Here is a 16,078-nt window from a genome sequence, read left to right on the forward strand (position 1 = left end):
TTCGGCTCCGGTTACCCGGAGCCATTTTTTCTTCTTATCCCAAAAGCCACGAGACGCGCCCACACACTATGATAAAAAACATCCTGCTTATGAGCTTGTTACTGTCACCAGCAATGGCATCTGCCAATATGAACGTGAGCTATTCAGACAACATTTTAGAGTTGGGATACTCGGTGGATATCAAGGATGATTCGTATCTGTATTTGGGGGCGGATTCAGCCAACTGGTTTGCGGTTGGTTATGGCCATGCCTACATGTTTGATAACTATGTTCGACTCTCGGGTTATTACGAATATTCCCAATGGGATAACGTGTTGCTAGGTGACTTTGGTGTGCGAACAAACAGCCATCTCATCGATCTTTCGGTGACTAAATTTTTCCCTGCGTCTTCGATTAAGTTTGGGGGTAAATACGAACTGATTGATGACAGTGGCTGGGAGTTTGAAGCAGGCGATAAACAAGCGCTCTACACAGGCTACAGCCGATATTTTGAAAAGTGGTATGCCTCGGCAACCTATACGCATTCATTGAGACAGTATGACGATGAAATGTGGGGTGATAGCGACAGTGATTATCGAAGCAATGAACTGGAGCTGACGTTGGGATGGAATCAAGTGTGGAAGGTTTCGCCTTACATCAAAGGCACTGCATTTCGCATGTATGGCGACAATACAGGTTACAGTTGGTCGGTGGGGGGCAGTGTTTCCTTTTAATTGAAACCAATGCAAAGACAAAAAACAGGCCGATTAACTCGGCCTGTTTGCGTTTATTTTTGCAGTTGTGCCTACAAAATCACGGTCTTGTTACCGTAAACGAAGACCTTGTCTTCAAGCACCAAACTGAGTGCATTACTTAGCACTGTTTTCTCGACATCTCGCCCTGCTTTCACCATGTCTTCAGCACTAAATGTATGGTCAACATGCTTGATGTTCTGGTCGATGATTGGGCCTTCATCAAGATCATTGGTGACGAAGTGCGCCGTTGCCCCCGTTATTTTCACACCGCGTTGGTATGCCTGATGGTACGGGCGCGCACCAATGAAGGCTGGCAAGAAACTGTGGTGAATGTTGATGATTTGACGCGGGAAGCGGGCAACAAAGTTTGGCGTGAGCACACGCATGAACTTGGCCAGCACAATGTAATCCGGTGAGTAAGAATCGATAATCTCAATAACCTGATTCTCGTGTGCTTCGCGTTCGACGTTCTCGTGGCTAACGAAGTGGAATGGAATATCAAACTTCTCCGTCAATGCCGCAAGGGTATTGTGGTTACCAATGACGGCAGCAATATCAACATCCAACGAGCCATCATACGCTTTCATCAAAATGTCACCCAAGCAGTGCGATTCCTTCGTGACGAGAATCACTATGCGCTTGCGACGCTTGGCATCAACGAGGCTGCGATGGCTGCCTGCAGGCAGTGCTTGGTCGATATCCATCAAGAAGGTTTCATCATTAAAGATGCCTTCAAGCTCTGTGCGCATGAAGAACTGCCCAGTGCTGTGATCAACGTATTCGTTGTTATGGATAATGTTGAGCTGATGCTTGTAACAAATGTTGGTGATTTTGGCGATGAGGCCTTGCGCGTCAGGACAATCCGTCAGCAGAGTCTTTCTTTCCATAGAAGCGTGAATCTCGCGAAGTCAAAGTGGTGCTGTAAAGCAGATACGTTTTCCATTTGTTTTACGCTGAATTTTCCAATAGGTCAAAAATTCGAGATAGATGGGCTGAATAGCGCTGTTTTTTCACCGTCATACTCTCACTATCACACCTTTCCCATTTGATGAATGGCAGGTCGGTGGGATTGTTGGCATAATGCAGTCCTTTCTAACACTGTATATATGACCAATGATTTCGAAGGTTTTCTCCACAACAGGTGCGCTCGCGAAAGCCATTAAAGGCTTTCAACCACGTCAACCGCAAACGGACATGGCGATGGCTGTTGAGCGCGCGATAAAAGACAGCTCCCAGCTGGTGGTAGAAGCGGGAACGGGTACGGGTAAAACCTATGCCTATCTTGCGCCTGCGCTGCTTAGTGGCAAGAAAACCATTGTCAGTACAGGGTCGAAAAACCTTCAAGAGCAGCTTTTTCATCGTGACTTGCCGTTGATGATGAATACGCTGGGTTTCACGGGGCGCGTTGCGCTGTTAAAAGGGCGATCCAACTACCTTTGTCCAGAGCGTTTGGGGCGTCAGTTGATTGAAAGTCATGACGGTCAAGCCGATCCTACCTTGCTCACGCAACTTGTGAAAGTACGCGGTTGGTCATCTGAAACCAAAAGCGGGGATTTGGGCGAGTGCGATGATTTGGCAGAAGACAGCCCCATCATTCCTACCATCACGTCAACGAACGACAATTGCCTTGGAAAAGAATGCCCAAGTTATAAAGAATGCTTTGTCGTCAAAGCGCGCAAGAAAGCAATGGATGCTGATCTTGTCGTGGTGAACCACCATCTTTTCTTGGCGGATTTGGCCATAAAGGAAACCGGATTCGGTGAGTTGATCCCCGAGGCGGAAGTGTTCATTTTCGATGAGGCCCACCAAATTCCAGACATTGCCAGCCAATACTTCGGTCAAAGCTTATCTAGCCGCCAGATTCAAGAGCTCGCCAAAGACATTCACATTGCATACCGAACGGAACTGCGAGACACCAAGCAGCTTGATAAAGTGGCGGATCGTTTGTCTCATTCGGCGTCGGATTTGCGTATTGTTCTCGGCGAGCCGGGCTTTCGCGGTAACTGGCGAGAAATCAGCGCGTCACCCGCAGTGGCGCGTGAATTAGTGAGATTGTCAGATGCACTCACGCTCGCCTATGACGTGATCAAACTGTCGCTAGGGCGCAGCCAATTGTTAGATGCGGCGTTTGAACGCACAACCATACTCAAGGCGCGATTGGAGCGACTGAGCGACACGTCAATTCCCGGTTATTCGTATTGGTATGAGTGCAGTCGTCACCATTTCAGTTTGAACATCACGCCGCTTTCTGTCGCAGAAAAATTCCGTGAACAAATTCAGATGCAGCAAGGCGCGTGGATCTTCACGTCTGCGACGTTGGCGGTAAACGACGACTTCAGCCATTTCAGCCACCGTTTAGGCTTAGAGCCTGCAGAGCAATTTACGTTACCAAGCCCGTTTGACTATGCGTCTCAAGCGATTTTGTGCGTACCCCGTTTTCTACCTGAACCGAATAGCTACGGGTTGGCGGACAAACTGGTAGACATGCTCGCGCCTGTGATTGAGCAAAATGGCGGCCGCTGTTTTTTCCTTTGCACGTCTCACCAAATGGTGCGTGATTTATCGGAGGGCTTTCGAGAGCGTTTTGATTTGCCCGTGCTTGTGCAGGGCGAAATGTCGAAACAGAAATTGTTGGCGGAATTCCTTGAGCTTGGAAATGCGTTATTGGTGGCGACGGGGGCTTTCTGGGAAGGGATTGACGTTAGAGGCCAAGCCCTGAGCTGTGTTATTATTGATAAATTGCCTTTTACTGCACCGGACGATCCGCTTTTAAAAGCGCGAATCGAAGATTGCAGACTGCAAGGGGGCGATCCGTTTTCCCAAGTCCAAATTCCAGATGCTGTTATCACGCTCAAGCAAGGGGTAGGACGTCTTATTCGAGACGGACGAGACCACGGCGCATTGATCATTTGTGATAATCGCTTGGTGAGCAGACGCTATGGGGAAACATTCCTTCGCAGTTTACCTCCAATCCCACGTACACGGGATTTAGAGAAAGTGAGCGAGTTTCTCGCCGCTATAGACACACATAACAACGATGATGCTGAAGTTCCAGCAACGCCTGAGGTGTAAATGACATCTAAAATTCTTGCCGTCGACACGGCGACTGAAAACTGCTCTGTAGCGCTAAAAATCGGCAACGACACGATTGCGCGCTGTGAAATGGCACCCCGCGAGCACACGGTTAAAATTCTGCCAATGGTTGATAGCGTTTTGGCGGAAGCGGGTTTGACCTTGCGAGAACTCGATGCGCTGGCTTTTGGCCGTGGACCGGGCAGTTTCACTGGAGTACGTATCGGTATTGGTATTGCGCAAGGATTGGCGTTTGGTGCAGACATTCCTATGGTGGGCGTTTCCACCATGGCAGCCATGGCGCAACAGGCTTACCGCCGTAATCAATCAACACAGGTATTGTCAGCGATTGATGCGCGTATGAATGAAATTTACTTCGGTGGTTACCAGCGCCTTGAAAACGGCGATTGGGAAACCGTCCATGAAGAAGCCGTGCTTCCACCTGAAATGCTCGCAGCGCAGCTCAGTGAAAATGCTGCGGTCAGCACAGAAAATGCATGGGCGATCGCGGGAACAGGTTGGCCAGCCTACCCAGATTTGGCAAGCCAACTACACTTATCCGTAACGGAAAGTGGCGTTCTGTATCCAGAATCAGAAGACATGTTAGTGCTTGCTCATCATGCGTTGTTGCGTGGTGAAGCTGTGGATGCGGAGCACGCCAGCCCTGTGTATTTGCGAGACACGGTAGCGTGGAAAAAGCTGCCAGGTCGCGAATAACGCCTAATTACCATCAATAAGGTCAGCCATGGTTTCGATTCAAGGATTACCGCAGCCCATTCAGCGCCCGTCCACCACGCGGCGCAAGAAAAGTGATAACGCCTCACCCAGTGAGAATACGGCCAAGCCGTCGGTTGTTGCTACTGCAGTCTCTCTTGGTATTCGAAACCCTGAACTGGCACAAGAAGCCCATCAGCAAATTCATTACGATTTGCCGGATGGCAAAAGTCGACATGCCCTCGCGTCTTACATGGACATAAAGAACCAAGCAAGACGCGAAGAGTTGGCGGCCTTATTCGGTGTTGATATCTTTGTCTAAATCGGTTCGTTTTAACTCCTCGTACCACTTAAGCCGTATATTCTTCCCTGCACATTACTGTGTTAGGCTGCGCGCGCTCGTCCCCAGCGCGGCGCTCACGCTGTTCAATTGCTCGTTGGTTTTCTGCGCATGATGACATTACAAGAAGGAAAATTCGCCGTGAGGCATGGTGATCTCGCGGCGCAAGTCTGTCTTACTGACAGCAATAAGCCAGTGCTTCTCATGTTGCACGGCTGGCAAGATAACAGTGGTAGCTTCGAACCACTTGTGCCACTGCTTACCGAACGATTTGACCTCGTGTTACCCGATTGGCCGGGACACGGTTTGTCTGATCACAAAGGTCCCGATAGCTTCTATCCTTTCTTTGACTATGTTGATGATCTTCACCAGCTTATCTTGCAGTTGGGTGATCGCGCTCTGTACTTGGTTGGGCACTCACTGGGTGGCTTAGTGGCGTCTTGTTGGTGCGCGGCGTTTCCTGAAAGGGCAAAGGGACTCATCATGATTGAAGCGCTTGGGCCCATGTCCGAGCGAGACGATAAAGTGGTTGAGCGATTGAGAAGTGGCGTGTTAAGCCGAGAAACACTCAAGCAACCTCGTGATTTACCGTCGTTTGAAGCGGCGTTAAAACTGCGTCGAGGCATCAACAAAGTGCCGATGGATGATCTCGCGCCTTTGGTGCGACGTGGCATAGAACAACGAGGCGGTGTGTGGCAGTGGCGACACGACGCGAAATTAAAAACCGAATCCGTGTATCGAATGTCAACGCATCATGCCGAGCATTTGATTCGTGGCATTCGTTGTCCGGTGCTCGCCATTATTGGTGATGACGGCTACCCAGAATTACGGGGCCCTATGGCCCAACAACGTGCGGCATGGTTTAACGATCTGACCATCGAAACGGTGACAGGAACCCATCATTGTCACCTACAAAGTCAGGCAGATACCGCGGCGTTGATTAACGATTTTGTGACCAAGCTACACCTCATTGAGTATGAGGATGTTAATTGATTGTTACTCATGGTCTAATTGAGTATTAAAACGCTCGTTTAACTTTTTTGCGTCTGGCACGGGGATATACCCGTGAAAAATACCCGCGAATAATAATAGGAGAGTTCAAGTGGATAAGGTTTGGCTTAACCGCTACCCATCAGATGTACCAGCGGAAATCTCACCGGATAAATACCCGTCATTGGTAGAAATGTTCGAGAAGTCGGTACAAAAGTATGCCGATCAGACTGCCTTCATCAATATGGGGCAGGTGATGACCTTCCGTAAGCTGGAAGAACGCAGCCGTGCATTTGCCGCTTACTTGCAAAACGATCTAAAGCTTAAGAAAGGCGACCGCGTTGCCGTGATGATGCCTAACTTGCTGCAATACCCGATTGCGCTGTTCGGTATTCTGCGTGCAGGTTGTGTGGTGGTGAACGTAAACCCACTTTACACACCACGTGAGCTTGAGCACCAATTGAACGATTCTGGCGCGAAAGCCATCGTTATTGTGTCGAATTTTGCGCATACCCTTGAGAAAGTGGTCGATAATACCGGCGTACGTCACGTGATTTTGACGAGCTTGGGCGATCAGCTTCCACGAGCCAAAGGTACTATTGTTAATTTCGTGGTGAAATACATCAAGAAGATGGTGCCTAAGTACAGCCTGCCACATGCGACATCTATGCGCCTTGCTCTGAAGAAAGGCCGTCGTATGCAGTACGTGAAACCGTTCATGACGGGCGATGATATTGCCTTCCTGCAATATACGGGCGGTACAACAGGCGTAGCAAAAGGTGCCGTGCTCTCACACCGCAACATGCTCGCTAACGTTTACCAAGCCAAAGGCACGTATTCGCCTGTCTTGGTTGAAGGCCGTGAATTGGTGGTTACTGCGTTACCGCTGTATCACGTCTTTGCACTAACGGTTAACTGCCTGTTGTTCATTGAGCTTGGCGGCCAAAACCTGTTGATCACCAACCCGCGTGATATTCCAGCCTTCATCAAAGAGCTTAAACAGCACCCATTCACGGCGATCACCGGCGTGAATACCTTGTTTAATGCCTTGTTGAATAACGAAGATTTCCACGAGTTGGATTTCTCAAACCTTAGCCTAACCGTGGGTGGCGGCATGGCCGTGCAACGCGCAGTTGCGGAAGGCTGGGTGAAGCTGACAGGTAAACACCTATTGGAAGGTTATGGCCTGACAGAGTGTTCACCGCTTGTTGCGGCTTATCCGTATGACCTTGTTGAGTACAACGGTTCCATCGGCTTGCCAGTACCATCTACCGATGTTCGCATTGTTGATGACGAAGGTAACGTGCTGCCAAACGACCAAATCGGTGAGCTTCAAGTGAAGGGGCCGCAGGTGATGCAAGGTTACTGGCAGCGTCCTGAAGCGACAAAAGAAGTGCTGACTGATGACGGTTGGCTCTCAACGGGCGATGTTGTGAAGTTTGATGAAGATGGCTTCCTGCACATCGTTGACCGTAAGAAAGACATGATTTTGGTGTCTGGCTTTAACGTTTACCCGAACGAAATTGAAGACGTCGTCGCGTTACACGGCAAAGTGTTGGAAGTGGCCGCGATTGGTCAGCCACACGAAACGTCTGGCGAAATCGTGAAGGTGTGTGTCGTGAAACGCGATCCAAGCCTGACCAAAGACGAGCTACTGGCGCACTGCCGTGAACACCTCACTGGCTACAAAGTGCCAAAAATTGTCGAATTCCGCGAAGAATTGCCGAAAACCAACGTGGGTAAAATCCTGCGTCGCGCACTGCGTGAAGAGCAAGAAGCAAAAGCTGCAAGCGCGGAATGAGTCTCAGGTCTCGTGCTAACTGAATAAGTAGCGCGTACAATAGAGGCGAATCGCCAATTAAAAACATGCTGGCTTAGGCCGGCATGTTTGTTTTTATTGCCCTGTAGATTGATGGGCGCGTCGCTCATCGCGGCAAAAACCAAAAAATGGAAGATAGTGTGAATTTTGAAATTGTAACTGAACTATCCCACCTTGAACGTGTTTGCCAGCAAGCGCGAAACGTTCCTGCCGTGATGCTGGATACCGAATTTGTCCGTACACGCACCTTGTACCCAAGATTGGGTCTGATTCAAATGTTTGATGGCGAGACGCTGTCGCTGATTGACCCGATTGAGCTTGATGATCTTTCGCCACTTTGGGCGGTGCTGTCGGACGAATCTGTCATCAAGGTATTGCACGCGTGCAGTGAAGACCTTGAGGTGTTTCACCACTACGCAGGTGTGATGCCAACCCCGATGATTGATACCCAAATCATGGCGGCATTTTTAGGTCACGGCTTGTCTACAGGCTTTGCTGCGCTGGTGGATGAGTACCTTGGTGTCGCACTCGACAAAGGCGAAGCACGTACCGATTGGTGTGCACGTCCATTGAGTGACAAGCAGCTTGAATACGCCGCAGCCGATGTTCACTACTTGCTTCCTCTTTACGAAATTTTGGCGGAACGCGTTGAGCAAACAGGTTGGGGTGAGGCAGTGAAGCAAGAGTGTGCCTTGATGATGAGTAAGCGTGGAAAAACGCCTGATCCTGACAAAGCATACTTAGACATCAAAAATGCATGGCAACTTCGCCCTAAACAACTGGCGGTGCTGCAGAAGTTAGCCAGCTGGCGTTTGAAAGAAGCGCAGCGTCGTGACCTTGCGTTAAACTTTGTCGTGAAAGAGTTAAACCTTTGGAAAGTGGCACGCTTTGAGATTCGTTCGCTCGAAAAAATGGCGGATGAAGGCTTTGATCGCTTTGAACTGGAGCGTCACGGTAAACGCCTGATCGCCATGGCGTTAGAAGCGGACAAAACACCGGAAGCGCATTACCCAGAACCGATTGCGCGCTTGGTTGATATGCCGAGTTACAAGCAGACAGTGAAGAACATTAAAGACCAAACCAATGCGGTGGCAGAACAACTCGGTGTGGTACCTGAGTTTGTTGGGTCTAAAAAGCAGATTCACCAAATGCTGAAATGGGCGTGGATCAACGCGTGCAATCCAGAAAAAATGCCTGACTTGCTGTCGGGCTGGCGCAAGCCTTACCTGGAAGAAAAAGTCCTACCGCTACTGCGTAAATAACGCCGCTGCAGCGATGAATCTTTGGGTGACCTAGGGCTTCATCAATCAGTAAGTAGAAACAAAAAAACCGGCTTTCATGGCCGGTTTTTTATTAACGCTCAGAATCGGGCGTCAGCTTATTTGTCTTCCTCAGGAAGGGTGACATTCAGTTCTAGGACTGAAATGTCGTCATCACGCTGCTCAAGACCCACAGACACTTGTTCTGGCGAGATATCTACGTACTTGCGGATAACGTTCAGGATATCCTGCTTAAGCTGGGGTAGGTACGTAGGCTCAGGACTCCCTGCGCGACGGCGCTCTGCAACAATAATTTGCAGACGTTCCTTCGCCAATGACGCAGACGATTTCTTGCTCGGACGGAAAAACTCCAGCAGTGCCATAACTTATCCTCCAAACAAGCGTTTTAGGAACCCTTTTTTCTCTTCCTCAAGGAAGCGGTAAGGGCATTCTTCACCAAGCAGACGGCGAATCGCATCACCATAGGCTTGGCCTGCATCAGACTCTTCATCAAGGATAACAGGTTCACCTTTGTTTGAAGCGTGCAGTACGGAAGGGCTTTCAGGGATCACACTCAACAGCGGTATACGAAGAATTTCTTCGACATCCGCCACACTTAGCATTTCACCACGGGTTACGCGCGCAGGGTTGTAACGGGTCAAAAGAAGGTGAGTTTTAACAGGCTCTTCTCCATTTTCCGCGCGACGAGATTTTGAATCCAAGATGCCCAAAATACGGTCTGAATCGCGTACTGAAGAGACTTCTGGGTTCGTGGTAACGATGGCTTCATCGGCGAAGTAAAGGGCCATCAGAGCGCCTGCTTCGATGCCTGCGGGTGAATCACAAATGATGAAGTCGAAATCCATCGCTTTCAAATCGTCAAGCACACGTGCAACACCGTCTTTCGTCAGTGCGTCTTTGTCGCGTGTTTGTGAGGCTGGCAGTACGAAAAGGTTCTCGATGCGTTTGTCTTTGATCAGTGCTTGGTGCAGGTTCGCTTCACCGTTGATCACGTTAACGAAATCATAAACAACGCGACGTTCACAACCCATGATCAGGTCAAGGTTACGCAAGCCGATATCGAAGTCGATAACTGCAGTTTTCTTTCCTGACTGAGCAAGGCCAGTCGCAATCGCAGCACTCGATGTGGTTTTACCAACACCGCCTTTGCCGGACGTAATAACGATAATTCGTGTCATTCCTCAATCCTTTGGATAGTTAGAGTGTGAGGGGTTCAATATTTAATGAGTCATTTTGCAGTGATACCTTCACAGGACGAGATGCATATTCGTCAGGAATGGTTTCACTGAGCCAATAAGTGCCCGCGATAGAGACGAGTTCTGATTGCAGGTTTTGGCAAAAGATATGGGCTTCTTTTTGTCCACTCGCGCCCGCAATCGCTCGACCACGAAGTACGCCATAGATATGGATACTGCCGTCGGCTATGATTTCAGCGCCAGCACTCACGTGATTCAAGATCACCAAGTCAGCATTTTTCGCATACACTTGCTGACCCGAGCGAATTGGCGTGGTAACCACTTTGGTCGGGGTTTGAATGGGGTCGTTGATACGGCTTTGCTTGGCAGGTGCCATGATGGCAAGTCCAGCGAGCTTTGCCGCTTCTCGGGTTGAATTCAACTTACAGCCCGTAATACCGACCACCAACATGCCCATGTAGGCGATGGTTGCTTTTAGCGCATTAAAATCAGGTTGGCGGTGAAGTCGGGAAATATCGACAACCACCGGCGCACCATCGAAAAAGGCAGGCGCTTGGTTCACCTTTTCCAATAAAACATTCATTGCGCCATCAAGATCGTCGTCGAGCAAATGAAGCACAGAAAGTGTAAATGAACTGCCTTTGAGTTCAGCATTTTTAGTCATTAAGGGTAATCCAGCTGGCACAGGCTTCTTTTGGGAAATAGAGCAAAGTGTGTCGTGACTTTCTAAAGCGGATTCGAGTACACCTCTTGCTTGCGTTTCTCTCTCGTTTTAGAGCAAGGGGCGCAAAGAAAAGTTCATCGTGTTGTCGCTAACATTGTCATTAACACACTCCAAGAATAAAGCGGCATTCGTGCATTATCAGACAGTGCTCTGCATGGTATATTCCTGAAAACATTGCGGCAAGCGCCAACACGAAATGTGACGGATTAATCGTCTATTTCGTGACATTTTTCTAAGCCATTTCTCTAAATTGGGATAGAGGTGATAAGGTCATTGAGTCAGTGATCTTAAAAGCATGACGAAGAGGTACAACATGCATTGCGCGATTTATAAGAGCGGTAAAAAAGCGGCAACTTATCTATATATTAATCGAAAGGACGATTTTTCTGATGTTCCTGAACAATTATTAGCAACTTTCGGGAACCCTCAGTTCGTCATGATGGTCAACTTAGAGAAGAGAGATAAGTTAGCATTAGCAGATATCTCTAAGGTTCGTGATAGTCTGAAAACAGATGGTTTTTTCTTGCAGATGCCGCCACAACCCGATGCTGCACTGCAACACATTCGAAATAAAAACACGAAATTGTAAAGGAGCGCTATGCGTAAAGGATTAGTTGGTATCTTCATCGGTGCTGCGCTGTCTCTGTCAGTGCCAGCGATGGCGGAAAAGCCAAGTTTTGAAAGCTATGTTGCCGGGCTTAAACAGGAAGGACTAAATAAAGGCATAGATGCTGCGCTTCTCGATAGTGCGTTTGACGGTATTCGTTATCGTGAAAGGGCAGTAAAAGCGGACCGCAATCAGCCGGAAAAAAGATTAACGCTGGATGAGTATATTCCACGCGCCGTGCCTGATTGGAAAGTGAAAAAAGCACGCCGCTTATATGATGAGCATTACGATGATTTAAAACGCATCGGCGATATTTATGGTGTGCAGCCAAGGTTCCTTGTCGCGCTTTGGGGCGTAGAAAGTAATTTCGGCGCGTTTACCGGAAAATACGATGTCGTGGAAGCGCTCACCACATTGGCGTACGACGGACGGCGTGAAGCCTTTTTTAGAGGCGAAGTATTTTCTGCTCTAAGTATTTTGCAAGAAGGCCATATTGATGTTGATTCCATGAAAGGCTCTTGGGCTGGTGCAATGGGACAATGCCAATTTATGCCAAGCTCTTTCTTATCATTTGCCGCTGATGGGAATAATGATGGAAAGAAAGACATTTGGAATTCGAAGCCTGATGTTTTCGCGTCATCCGCCAATTATTTGAAAAATGCAGGGTGGGATGATGGTTATACTTGGGGCAGACAAGTTGTTTTACCAAAAGGTCTTAATTCTCAATTGTTAGGGTTAGGTCAGGATAAAGCTAAATCTTTAGCGGAATGGCAATCATTAGGCGTGCGAACGATGAATAAGAGTGCATTGCCTGATGTTGATATAAATGCGTGGTTAATTCAGCCTGACGATGAATTTGGTCGTGCCTACCTGGTGTATGGGAATTACCAAAGTTTGATGAGATGGAACCGTTCGCATTACTTTGCAATCGCTGTCAGCCATCTCGCAGACCGTATTAAATTTGGTTAATTAAAATACCGGATTGTCTGCTAAAGCCGAGTGAGAATTGCCTCTCGCTCGGCTTTTCTATTTCTACTGTTTGCATGAGGCGCGCTGTAGAAAGAGGGCCAGATGCAAACACACGCACTTGCGCGTAAATTAGCCGACAAGAGAAACAGCGAGACTGTTTTTCAGGCATAAAAAAAGAGACGGTAAACCGTCTCTTTTTTGTGCTCTATAGGTATCAAATAAGGGCGAATCTTTATGTCGATTCAAGCGATACTGAACATTAAAGCCATTAGCAATTAAAGAAGGAAATCTTCGATTTTCGCGCCGCCGTCTAGGGCGTCTTTGATTGCTTTAGGAGTACGACCTTGGCCAGTCCATGTTTTTTCTGAACCATCAACATCGGTGTACTTGTATTTCGCAGGGCGAGCAGCACGCTTTGATTTTGGTTTAGCACCGCTTAGTGATGCCAATAGTTCTTCTGGATCGATACCGTCTTGAATCAGCATTTCGCGGTATTTTTCCATTTTCTCAAGGCGTTCTTTTTCAGCTTCGTGTGCTTCTGCTTCCGATTCTTCACGCTCGGTCACAACTGCTTGAAGTTTTTCTAGGGCTTCTTGTAGTTGTTCAAGGGTAAGTTCACGCGCCACGGCACGAAGGCTGCGCAGGTTTAGCAATACTTTTAGTGCATCAGACATTATGCCTATCCTATTCTCTCGTTATGTAATAATTAATAGCTGAAATAAGAGTAGCAAGAATAATTAAATCTTTGCAATGTCAGCTGAATTAATTTCTCCATTATTAGATAACTATTTTATTGAAAGTGCAAATTCAAAATAATAAATAAAGACGTTTTTCATACTTATAGGTTCAATTTCTTTAGCGCTGTCTGGCAAATCTGTCATGGATGCTCGATAAGCTATGCTACTCCGGTGCCAAAATCCAAGTAAATGTTTTGTGTTTGTTAACGCTTGTGGTGTGCTGTGTAAAACCATTTGTCTGCTTATTGCAAAGTTTCCAAGGTTACATACAATACGATGGCTTTATGCACGTAGAGGTGCGCGGTTTATCAGTAACATGTCTTAGGGTGATTCCGTTGAGGATATGTGAAAGGAAATAGCGCCGAAGTAGAAATCGGTTAATCAAACCCTTCTGCTGGGGTTGTGCTCGAATAGACACAACACTGCCATAGTATTGGGATTTAGCTATGGAGCGCTACTGTAGTTTCTATCAATGTGTATAACCATTGTTTCGAAATATCTGGTTTTCCATTTCTGCAGTAGATCTCCAACCTAACAGGTTGATATAGAGATCATGAATTTAGTCGATTTTTCTTCTTCTTCTTTATCGGTGTTGCCCGCCATCTTGGCGCTGGGCCTCGCCATTATTACGCGTCGCGTTTTGCTTTCATTAGGTTTAGGTATTGTTTCCGGCGCGTTGCTGCTGAACGATTTCTCCTTGTCTGCATCCACTTCTTATCTTTCTTCTTTGGCATTGAGCTTATTTGTTGAAGAGGGGGCCATTAACTTTGGCAAGATGAGTATCGTCGCGTTCCTTATTCTTGTCGGTATGATTACCGCACTGATTACTTTATCCGGTGGTACCCGCGCATTTGCAGAATGGGCGCAATCACGCGTTAAAAGTAAACGTGGTGCGAAGCTACTGGCTGCCTTTTTAGGTGTGTTCATCTTTATTGATGATTACTTCAACAGTTTGGCTGTTGGTGCAATCAGCCGTCCAGTGACCGATCGTTTCCACGTATCTCGAGCAAAACTCGCTTACATTCTTGATTCAACGGCAGCACCTATGTGTGTGATCATGCCAGCGTCAAGCTGGGGTGCTTACATCATTACTGTGATTGGCGGCATTTTGGTGAGCCATGGCGTGACGGAATACAGCCCGCTGAGTGCGTTTGCACACATGATCCCAATGAACTTCTACGCAATCTTTGCATTGCTGATGGTATTTGCGGTTGCTTGGTTCCAAATGGATGTTGGCCCAATGCGTCGCTTCGAATACCAAGCGTCAACGGGCAGCCGTTTGGGCGACGAAGAATGTGGTGGTCCATCGTTAGACGATGAGCTAGGCATTGAAGAAAGCAGCAAAGGCAATGTCTCTGACCTTGTTGTGCCGATCATTGTGCTGATCGTTGCGACCATTTCTCTGATGATTTTCACCGGCGCGCAAACGTTGGAAGAAAGCGGTAAAGCTTTCTCTGTGCTGGGTGCATTTGAAAATACTGATGTGGGTACATCACTGCTTTATGGTAGTGGCATGGGCTTAATTTCGGCATTGTTCACTGTGTTCAAACAACGTATGCCAGTGCCTGAAATTGGTCGCACCATGTGGATCGGTGCAAAGTCGATGTTCGGCGCAATCTTAATTCTTTTCTTCGCATGGACCATCGGTAGCGTTATTAGTGACATGGAGACGGGTAAATTCCTGTCCACCTTGATTCAAGGGAATTTGCCACCTCAACTATTACCTGTGATTTTGTTCGTATTGTCAGCAGCAATGGCGTTCTCCACCGGTACTTCTTGGGGTACGTTCGGCATCATGCTGCCAATTGCAGGTGACCTGTCAGCAGCAACTGAAATTGCACTGATGTTGCCTATGCTTTCTGCTGTGCTAGCCGGCGCGGTATTTGGTGACCATTGTTCACCGATTTCAGATACCACAATCTTGTCTGCGACGGGTGCACGATGTGGGCACATTGATCACGTATCAAGCCAGCTGCCTTATGCGTTAGCGGGCGCTGTGGTTGCGGCATTCTCTTACCTTGTATTGGGTTTCACAGATTCACTGACGTTATCTCTGGTGACGGGTTTCTTTGTGTTTACCTTGGTGTGCATGTTCCTCATGTGGTTGTCGCGACGTCCCGGTAAACTGGCTTAATGAGAGGAGCCTCCCCTTGGGAGGCTTTTTTGTTTCTTTAACGCTTTGTTTATTTTTCTTAATTGTATTTTCGCGGCCAGCACCGCTTTTACCGATCCTCGTTTTTCGGTAGCATGCCACCGTATTTTTTCCTCGGGAGAGCTTAATGGCCCAGCTGTACTTCTATTACTCTGCAATGAATGCGGGTAAGTCGACGACACTGCTTCAATCGTCATTCAATTACCAAGAGCGCGGCATGAATCCGCTTATCTTCACCGCTGCCATTGATGATCGCTATGGGTTGGGCAAAGTCAGTTCACGTATTGGCCTTCAAGCCGACGCGCAATTATTCTCACCTGAAGACAACATTTTTGCTGCGGTGAGCGACATCAACAGCAATCAAAAAGTCGATTGTTTGTTGGTGGACGAGTGCCAGTTTTTGACGAAAGAACAGGTGCATCAAATTACCGAAGTGGTCGATAAATTGCGTATTCCTGCGCTGTGTTACGGCCTTCGCACTGACTTTCTTGGTGAATTGTTCGAAGGGTCGAAATACCTGTTGGCGTGGGCAGACAAATTGGTTGAGCTAAAAACCATTTGTCACTGCGGACGTAAAGCAAACATGGTTATTCGTACTGATGCTGATGGCAACGCGATTGCTGATGGTGATCAGGTTGTGATTGGCGGCAATGACAGATACGAATCGGTCTGCCGTGTGCATTACAAAGAAGCGCTGGGTAAATAAGCGCAGCTGAAACGACAGTGGCTGAAACGAATAGCAAC

Annotated in this window: 16 protein-coding genes and 1 riboswitch; of the genes, 11 read left to right on the plus strand and 5 right to left on the minus strand. The window is 47.8% G+C overall.

Annotated elements, in window-relative coordinates; translation table 11 throughout:
• Positions 1–89 precede the first annotated feature (89 nt).
• A complete protein-coding gene (locus tag EQP46_RS08280) occupies positions 90–713 on the plus strand; it encodes a hypothetical protein (protein WP_240671685.1) in 624 nt (207 codons plus the stop codon).
• A gap of 71 nt (positions 714–784) precedes the next feature.
• Here EQP46_RS08280 and purU read toward each other — a convergent pair whose 3' ends face one another.
• Positions 785–1,621, minus strand: coding sequence for a formyltetrahydrofolate deformylase (purU, locus tag EQP46_RS08285; RefSeq protein ID WP_129493194.1), 837 nt, complete (start codon positions 1,619–1,621; stop codon positions 785–787).
• Between the two features lie 226 nt (positions 1,622–1,847).
• Between purU and EQP46_RS08290 the strand changes: the two genes are divergently transcribed.
• The 6 genes from EQP46_RS08290 (at position 1,848) to rnd (ending at position 8,931) form a co-directional block, all read left to right on the plus strand.
• A complete protein-coding gene (locus tag EQP46_RS08290; RefSeq protein WP_129493195.1) occupies positions 1,848–3,806 on the plus strand; it encodes a DNA repair helicase YoaA in 1,959 nt (652 codons plus the stop codon).
• The gene (gene tsaB / locus EQP46_RS08295) at positions 3,807–4,523 is read left to right on the plus strand and encodes a tRNA (adenosine(37)-N6)-threonylcarbamoyltransferase complex dimerization subunit type 1 TsaB (RefSeq protein ID WP_129493196.1); all 717 of its coding nucleotides are present in this window, start codon (positions 3,807–3,809) and stop codon (positions 4,521–4,523) included. It abuts the gene before it with no gap.
• Between the two features lie 28 nt (positions 4,524–4,551).
• The gene (locus EQP46_RS08300) at positions 4,552–4,842 is read left to right on the plus strand and encodes a chromosome segregation ATPase (RefSeq protein WP_129493197.1); all 291 of its coding nucleotides are present in this window, start codon (positions 4,552–4,554) and stop codon (positions 4,840–4,842) included.
• Positions 4,843–4,971: 129 nt separating this feature from the next.
• Positions 4,972–5,853: an alpha/beta fold hydrolase gene (locus tag EQP46_RS08305; RefSeq protein ID WP_129493198.1), complete on the plus strand. Its 882-nt coding sequence runs from the start codon at positions 4,972–4,974 to the stop codon at positions 5,851–5,853.
• Positions 5,854–5,962: 109 nt separating this feature from the next.
• Positions 5,963–7,651 (plus strand): long-chain-fatty-acid--CoA ligase FadD, encoded by a 1,689-nt coding sequence (gene fadD / locus EQP46_RS08310; protein ID WP_129493199.1) that lies wholly within the window; start codon positions 5,963–5,965, stop codon positions 7,649–7,651.
• 158 nt (positions 7,652–7,809) lie between these two features.
• The gene (gene rnd / locus EQP46_RS08315; RefSeq protein ID WP_129493200.1) at positions 7,810–8,931 is read left to right on the plus strand and encodes a ribonuclease D; all 1,122 of its coding nucleotides are present in this window, start codon (positions 7,810–7,812) and stop codon (positions 8,929–8,931) included.
• A 116-nt stretch (positions 8,932–9,047) separates the two neighbouring features.
• Here rnd and minE read toward each other — a convergent pair whose 3' ends face one another.
• From minE to minC, 3 genes are read right to left on the minus strand one after another with little or no spacing between them, the layout of a single operon-like run.
• On the minus strand, positions 9,048–9,311 hold the full coding sequence (gene minE / locus EQP46_RS08320) for a cell division topological specificity factor MinE (protein ID WP_129493201.1): 264 nt from the start codon (positions 9,309–9,311) through the stop codon (positions 9,048–9,050).
• 3 nt (positions 9,312–9,314) lie between these two features.
• On the minus strand, positions 9,315–10,127 hold the full coding sequence (gene minD / locus EQP46_RS08325; protein ID WP_129493202.1) for a septum site-determining protein MinD: 813 nt from the start codon (positions 10,125–10,127) through the stop codon (positions 9,315–9,317).
• A 19-nt stretch (positions 10,128–10,146) separates the two neighbouring features.
• On the minus strand, positions 10,147–10,809 hold the full coding sequence (minC, locus tag EQP46_RS08330) for a septum site-determining protein MinC (RefSeq protein ID WP_129493203.1): 663 nt from the start codon (positions 10,807–10,809) through the stop codon (positions 10,147–10,149).
• Positions 10,810–11,182: 373 nt separating this feature from the next.
• On the opposite strand from minC, the gene EQP46_RS08335 reads away from it, so the two are divergent.
• Complete coding sequence (locus EQP46_RS08335; RefSeq protein WP_129493204.1) at positions 11,183–11,458, plus strand: YcgL domain-containing protein; 276 nt, start codon at positions 11,183–11,185, stop codon at positions 11,456–11,458.
• A 9-nt stretch (positions 11,459–11,467) separates the two neighbouring features.
• On the plus strand, positions 11,468–12,445 hold the full coding sequence (locus tag EQP46_RS08340; RefSeq protein ID WP_129493205.1) for a lytic murein transglycosylase: 978 nt from the start codon (positions 11,468–11,470) through the stop codon (positions 12,443–12,445).
• Between the two features lie 275 nt (positions 12,446–12,720).
• Here the strand turns inward: EQP46_RS08340 and EQP46_RS08345 are convergent, their stop codons facing one another.
• The gene (locus EQP46_RS08345; RefSeq protein ID WP_129493206.1) at positions 12,721–13,119 is read right to left on the minus strand and encodes an H-NS family histone-like protein; all 399 of its coding nucleotides are present in this window, start codon (positions 13,117–13,119) and stop codon (positions 12,721–12,723) included.
• Positions 13,120–13,465: 346 nt separating this feature from the next.
• Positions 13,466–13,647: riboswitch (Lysine riboswitch) on the plus strand.
• A gap of 88 nt (positions 13,648–13,735) precedes the next feature.
• Here EQP46_RS08345 and EQP46_RS08350 point away from each other — a divergent pair.
• On the plus strand, positions 13,736–15,316 hold the full coding sequence (locus EQP46_RS08350; protein ID WP_129493207.1) for a Na+/H+ antiporter NhaC family protein: 1,581 nt from the start codon (positions 13,736–13,738) through the stop codon (positions 15,314–15,316).
• A 145-nt stretch (positions 15,317–15,461) separates the two neighbouring features.
• Positions 15,462–16,040 (plus strand): thymidine kinase, encoded by a 579-nt coding sequence (locus EQP46_RS08355; protein WP_017008861.1) that lies wholly within the window; start codon positions 15,462–15,464, stop codon positions 16,038–16,040.
• Positions 16,041–16,078: the final 38 nt, after the last annotated feature.

The organism is Enterovibrio baiacu, assembly GCF_004120195.1.
GTDB classification, from domain to species: Bacteria; Pseudomonadota; Gammaproteobacteria; order Enterobacterales; family Vibrionaceae; genus Enterovibrio; species Enterovibrio baiacui.

Coding starts and splice junctions, on each gene's coding strand:
- EQP46_RS08280 (WP_240671685.1), top strand. CDS start 90: ATGAGCTTGTTACTGTCACCAGCAATGGCATCTGCCAATATGAACGTG.
- purU (WP_129493194.1), bottom strand. CDS start 1,621: ATGGAAAGAAAGACTCTGCTGACGGATTGTCCTGACGCGCAAGGCCTC.
- EQP46_RS08290 (WP_129493195.1), top strand. CDS start 1,848: ATGATTTCGAAGGTTTTCTCCACAACAGGTGCGCTCGCGAAAGCCATT.
- tsaB (WP_129493196.1), top strand. CDS start 3,807: ATGACATCTAAAATTCTTGCCGTCGACACGGCGACTGAAAACTGCTCT.
- EQP46_RS08300 (WP_129493197.1), top strand. CDS start 4,552: ATGGTTTCGATTCAAGGATTACCGCAGCCCATTCAGCGCCCGTCCACC.
- EQP46_RS08305 (WP_129493198.1), top strand. CDS start 4,972: ATGATGACATTACAAGAAGGAAAATTCGCCGTGAGGCATGGTGATCTC.
- minE (WP_129493201.1), bottom strand. CDS start 9,311: ATGGCACTGCTGGAGTTTTTCCGTCCGAGCAAGAAATCGTCTGCGTCA.
- minD (WP_129493202.1), bottom strand. CDS start 10,127: ATGACACGAATTATCGTTATTACGTCCGGCAAAGGCGGTGTTGGTAAA.
- minC (WP_129493203.1), bottom strand. CDS start 10,809: ATGACTAAAAATGCTGAACTCAAAGGCAGTTCATTTACACTTTCTGTG.
- EQP46_RS08335 (WP_129493204.1), top strand. CDS start 11,183: ATGCATTGCGCGATTTATAAGAGCGGTAAAAAAGCGGCAACTTATCTA.
- EQP46_RS08340 (WP_129493205.1), top strand. CDS start 11,468: ATGCGTAAAGGATTAGTTGGTATCTTCATCGGTGCTGCGCTGTCTCTG.
- EQP46_RS08345 (WP_129493206.1), bottom strand. CDS start 13,119: ATGTCTGATGCACTAAAAGTATTGCTAAACCTGCGCAGCCTTCGTGCC.
- EQP46_RS08350 (WP_129493207.1), top strand. CDS start 13,736: ATGAATTTAGTCGATTTTTCTTCTTCTTCTTTATCGGTGTTGCCCGCC.
- EQP46_RS08355 (WP_017008861.1), top strand. CDS start 15,462: ATGGCCCAGCTGTACTTCTATTACTCTGCAATGAATGCGGGTAAGTCG.